Source organism: Kamptonema formosum PCC 6407 (assembly GCF_000332155.1).
Lineage (GTDB): Bacteria > Cyanobacteriota > Cyanobacteriia > Cyanobacteriales > Microcoleaceae > Kamptonema > Kamptonema formosum.
The window spans coordinates 1-4,179 of record NZ_KB235901.1; the positions used below are offsets into that span (position 1 = coordinate 1).

The following is a 4,179-nucleotide window of genomic DNA, read 5'->3' on the forward strand; positions in this document are numbered from 1 at the left end:
CCAAGGCCATCACAACCTCAAAGACCGAAGCATCGAAGCTCAAAGAGAAAAACTGGAGGACGCGGCTGTTCGGTTGCACGTCGAATATCTGAATCTGTGCTTTGGCGAGGTTGTATAGTCCTCGGTGCTCCACCAGTACGCCTTTGGGTTTGCCTGTAGACCCCGAAGTGTAAATTACATAAGCCAGGTTCCCAGAGCTTAAGCTGTATCCAGGGTTTTTCTCGCTCTGTCCCTCAATGATTTCCCAGTCAGTGTCCAGACAAACGGTACGCCCTTGATGTTTGGGAAGAGATTTTATCAACCGCGCCTGAGTCAACAGAATTGGTACAGAGGCATCTTCTACATGAAAGCCAAACGCTCTGGGGGATAAGCTGGGTCTAACGGTACATAAGCCCCGCCAGCTTTGAGAATGCCCAGCAGTCCCACTATCATTTCCAGGGAACGCTCTACACAGATACCTACCAATACCTCTGGCCCCACACCCAAATTCCGCAAGTGGTGTGCTAGCTGATTCGCTCGTTGATTCAGTTCTTTATAGGTTAGTTGCTGCTCTTCAAAGACTAATGCGATCGCATCANGGAGATTTCTCTACCTGCTCTTCAAACAACTGATGTATACAAGCATCTTTAGGGTAATCAGTTTCCGTATGGTTCCACGCTGCTAACTGCTGTCGTTCCCACTCAGTTAACAGAGGCAATTGTGCAATTTTCTGCTCTGGGTTAGTAACGATACCTTCGAGTAAAGTCTGAAAATGACCTACCATCCGCTCGATGGTCTCAGCATTAAACAAATCTGTGCTGTACTCAAAACGACCGACTATGCCCTCCGATGTCTCCTGTAATTCCAGGGTCAAATCAAACTTTGCCGTTTCGGTATCAATGTCCAACTGATTCCAATTCAGCATCGTATCAAAGCCTGACATCGGCGGTTGCAGAACAAAAGCAACCTGGAAGAGTTGGTTTTGACCTAAATTCCGCTCTGGTTGCAGTGCTTCTACCAACTTCTCAAAAGGCAAATCTTGGTAAGCAAATGCTCCCAAAGCCACTTCCCGCACTCTTTCGAGCAACTGCCGGAAAGTAGGATTTTCCTTGAGATCGGTACGCAGCACCAATGTGTTGACGAAGCGCTCAATTAGAGCCTGAATCTCTGGCTGTTTCCTTCTTGGGATGATAGTCCCTACTACAATATCTGTCTGCCCCGTGTAGCGATAGAGTAAGGTTTTGAACGCTGCCAGCAGTGTCATGTAGAGGGTAACGCCTTCTTTGTGACTCAATGAGGCGATCGCCTCGCTCAGAGTTTGAGGTAGCGCCACGCATTGCCTTGCACTCCCAAAACTTTGCATTGGCGAGCGCATTCGGTCAGTCGGGAGTTGTAGTGTTGGCAGATTAGCTAGTTGCTGTTTCCAGTATCTCAGTTCGTTGGTTTCTTCAGTTAGTAGTTCTTCAATCGGAGCTGTAATTGACACTTGCTTGCACCCTGTTTGATTGATTGCCTGTTTTACAAAAACTATCTTCTGTGATGTGATGCTGGCTCGTTCCTTGATCACAATTCACTCCCAGGACTTTGCCTTGTGACCATTTTTTAAGCACGTTTCGCTTCGATACCACTTATTAGAGGACTCGATCGCCTGCTCCCACTTGAAAGCGAGAATTATCCATTTTTACTCTTTCCTTGCGAGCGTTGTTTTTGCTTTTGGCGATTGATAGCTTGTTTTTGTTTTTTGATTTGGTCTCGATTTGATCGAAAAGAATGTTTTTCCTCTGGCTCCTGACTTAAATACTTAGCCAAAGAACTGATTGTTGGATATTTAAACATTTCCAGGATTGAAACATCTCTGTCCACCACTTCGCGCAGTTTGCTATGAGCCTGAGCCATCAATAATGAATGACCGCCTAGATCGAAGAAATTATCATCGATACCTACTTTTTCTAAGTTTAATACCTGTTGCCAAACCGTAGCTATAGCTTGTTCAATATCAGTTTGGGGTGCAATATGATTTGTTTCCCAATCTAGGTTAATAACACCAGGAGCTGGCAGTGCTTTGCGGTCTACTTTACCGTTTGGTGTCAGCGGCAATTCATCTACAATCACAAAAGCTGAAGGAATCATGTAGTCAGGTAAACGCTCCTTAAGATAATATCTAATCTCTTTAGGTAATACTTCAGAGTGATATTTATGATGTGTTTTGTGACCATTTTCGGAGAACAATAATTCATAGAAATGGTTGTGTTTAAACACTTTTTTATGGTGATAAGATTCGTATTCAAACTCAATAAATTGCCCATTTCCCCTAATCAAAATACCTTCAATTTTATAGTCAGGGTTCAAGTTATTATCGCATAGAGTTCCAATACAAACTGCTTTGATTGTATCTCCTTCTGAAACCTGAATTCCCGGATAGAATACCGGAAAGTAGACTGGTAGCCAGCAATACTCATGCTCGATAATATCTATGACTTCTCCTTCAATTGTGTGTAAGTTCAGCCACACTAGAAAACCGTCTAATCTTGACTCTTTTGTAATCGTGAGATTGATTTCAATACGGTATTCTGGGTTAAGGTGAGTATTGAAATTCAAATCTTCAAAAGTATCACTGTTTGAGATAAGATGAGATTTGGGAAATTTCTTAATAGATAACCTTAGATCGAAAGGATATCCAACTTGCTCGAAAATTTTATTAGTGTAATAACCGGGAACATCGTTAAACTGTGGATTATCTAACAATTCATCAGGCAGATAAGCAGCAGCTATTTTGGTAATACTTCTCTGAGGAATCATGATTCCATCTTCCTTCAGAAATCTGCGGGAACTATTCAAAATCACTGCTGCACCTTCCGATCCGCCAATGGCACCGACAATTTCTGACAGACATACGTCCGCCTGTTCGGGCAAGTTAACCTGGGTTGCATCACCATGAATTAAAGTTATCTTGTTTTCCCAACCCAGATTTTTAATACAAGCTTTTGCTAGTCGGTAAGATTCCTCACTTCTTTCAATCGCATATACCTTTTTGGCTCCGGCCTCTACACAAAACCTAGCTAAAATCGCATCTTTACCCGTACCAACCTCAACAACTACTCGATCTTTTACTAACTGGTTAATGGCTACTTTGTAGCTATGATTTCTACGCTCATCATTGGTCATAGCATAATATAACAATTCGTCATAGACGAAGTATTCTGCTACTGATGGCCATAATTCTATCTGACCCAGTTCTTGGCCCTCTTGCTGATGTAATGGTTGGATATGTTTCTCTTCAGGAACTATATAAGCTACCAGGCGCTTGTCGCCCGGTACATCCTCGCGGTTTACTACTATAGCTTGTCGGACAGCGGTGTGTTGGCTTAACACTGCCTCGATCTCGCCAAGTTCAATGCGGAAGCCCCGAATTTTCACTTGGTGGTCGATACGACCTAAAAATTCGATATTGCCGTCGGGTAGATAGCGGGCTAAATCGCCAGTTTTATAGAGGCGAGAACCCGATTCGTGGCTAAAGGGGTTGGGAATAAAGCGATCGCTTGTTAGTTCGGGTTGGTTGAGGTAGCCCCGTGCTAAACCAGCACCACCAATGTATAATTCTCCGGGCACGCCGATCGGGACAAGCTGTTTTTGGGCATCTAGAATATAAACCTGTGTGTTAGCAATGGGCCGACCGATGGACGGTGGCTCTTTACTATCGGTACATTCAGCAATGGTGGCACAGACGGTGGATTCGGTCGGCCCATAAGCGTTAAAGAACCGACGACCTGATGACCATTTAACTATGAGGTCGGGGGAGCAGGCTTCCCCACCAACTATTATTGTCCGCAACGCTGGTAGTTTGTTAAAGGGCAGTACCGCTAGCACGGATGGTGCTAGCGCAACAATAGCGATCGCATAGTCGCGCAAAAGCTGAATCAGAGTTGCTCCAGGTAGCAGGGAGTCCCGCGTTCCCATTACTAGCGTCGCTCCCGCCACCAAGGCCATCACAACCTCAAAGACCGAAGCATCGAAGCTCAAAGAGAAAAACTGGAGGACGCGGCTGTTCGGTTGCACGTCGAATATCTGAATCTGTGCTTTGGCGAGGTTGTATAGTCCTCGGTGCTCCACCAGTACGCCTTTGGGTTTGCCTGTAGACCCCGAAGTGTAAATTACATAAGCCAGGTTCCCAGAGCTTAAGCTGTATCCAGGGTTTTTCTC

At 44.7% G+C, this 4,179-nt stretch carries 2 protein-coding genes and 1 pseudogene; all 3 read right to left on the reverse strand.

Annotated elements, in window-relative coordinates:
* Positions 1 to 570: pseudogene (locus tag OSCIL6407_RS38065) on the reverse strand (AMP-binding protein); the annotation flags it as partial.
* Between the two features lie 4 nt (positions 571 to 574).
* On the reverse strand, positions 575 to 1,546 hold the full coding sequence (locus OSCIL6407_RS38075; RefSeq protein WP_019486982.1) for a condensation domain-containing protein: 972 nt from the start codon (positions 1,544 to 1,546) through the stop codon (positions 575 to 577).
* 104 nt (positions 1,547 to 1,650) lie between these two features.
* Positions 1,651 to 4,179: amino acid adenylation domain-containing protein (locus OSCIL6407_RS36900; RefSeq protein ID WP_148288836.1), on the reverse strand; the 2,529-nt coding region annotated here is incomplete at its 5' end.